The following is a 1,435-nucleotide window of genomic DNA, read 5'->3' on the forward strand; positions in this document are numbered from 1 at the left end:
GAGCAGCACGCGAACAACCCGATCGAGGCTGATCACAGCCAGCTAAAACACCGGCTACGACCGATGCGCGGCCTACGAACCGATCCGACCGCGCAGGTGATCATCACCGGACATGCCTTCATCCAGAATCTCCGACGCGACCACTACGAACTCGGACTCGACGCCCCCTCTGCCAAGCGCATGGCGGCAGCGTTCACCGAACTCGCCCGGGCGATCTGACCTCCGACCAAACCGGGGTTCAACACGTCCGCCGATCAGACAACGCAACAGCGCCGTCACGGCACGGTTTGAGTCAGCTCGCTCATCGCAGCGGGAACGGGCAGGATGGCCGTATGCGTCTGGTGTCCCTGCTGCCGTCCGCGACGGAGATCGTCTACGCCCTCGGCCTGGGTGACGACCTGGTTGGGGTGACGTTCGAGTGTGACGTGCCGCCCGCCGCACGGGGCGACAAGACCGTCGTGGTCGGCGGCCGGGACACCCGCGGCCTCACTCCGCACGAGATCGACGCCTACGTTAAGGCACAGATGGCAGCAGGCAGCGACCTCTACACCCTGCACGGGGACGCGCTGGCCGGCCTGAAACCTGAGCTGATCCTCACGCAGGACCTCTGCCGAGTGTGCGCCCTGCCCTCAGGCCAGGTCTCGGACGCCTTGGACTACCTCGGCTGCCGCGCCGACGTACTGTCCCTGGACCCGCACACGCTCGACGAGGTCCTCGACACGATCCTTGCGGTAGGCGTCCGGGCCGGCGTACCCGAACGGTCCGAAGCGCTGGTAACCGGCCTGCGCGCCCGGCTCAAGGCCGTCGCGGCGGCGGTCGCCGGCCGGCCGCGGCCCCGCGTCGCGGTCGTGGAGTGGGTCGACCCGCCGTTCACCGCCGGGCACTGGGTGCCCGACCTGGTGCGAAGCGCCGGCGGCAACCCGGTTGCCGCCCGCCCCGGTGCCCGGTCGGTGCAGACAACCTGGCAGGAACTCAGTGACGCCGCTCCCGACGTCGTACTCGTCACGCCCTGTGGATTCCACCTCGAAGGCGCGGCGCAGCAGGCCGAAACGGTCGCGCCGAGGTTTCCCGGGGCCGCGGTGTGGGCGATCGACGCGGACGGCCTCGTCGTACGCCCGGGTCCGCGGCTCGTCGACGGCGTCGAAGCGATCGCCGCGATCCTGCACCCCGACGCCGTGCCCGAACCGCCCGTGGGCACCGTCGCCCGGGTGGTATGACGCCGGATAACCCTCTACAGCCGGTGGTTCCCGCTGACGTCACGACCCGCCAACTGCTCGCCGTCGAGGCCGAGCCGCTGCGGCCCTCGCCGCGCTCTACAGCATCCCGATCCTCGACCGGAATCCCCGGGTATGATCCAAAAAGGTCGATGAATACTGATGCCCGACCCACCGAGCAGTTTCCGAGCGAATGCGACCCCTAAATCGACACCGAAGGA

2 protein-coding genes are annotated in these 1,435 nt (G+C 69.0%); both read left to right on the forward strand.

The annotated features are described in order from the left end of the window. Nucleotides 1–219, forward strand: a 219-nt coding sequence (locus ACWD5O_RS37130; protein ID WP_450088173.1) for a DDE-type integrase/transposase/recombinase, incomplete at its 5' end; no start/stop codon positions are given. A gap of 113 nt (nt 220–332) precedes the next feature. Continuing rightward, a complete protein-coding gene (locus ACWD5O_RS37135; RefSeq protein ID WP_450088174.1) occupies nt 333–1,217 on the forward strand; it encodes an ABC transporter substrate-binding protein in 885 nt (294 codons plus the stop codon). Nucleotides 1,218–1,435: the final 218 nt, after the last annotated feature.

The sequence above is a fragment of the Micromonospora sp. NPDC005161 genome, from assembly GCF_053599855.1.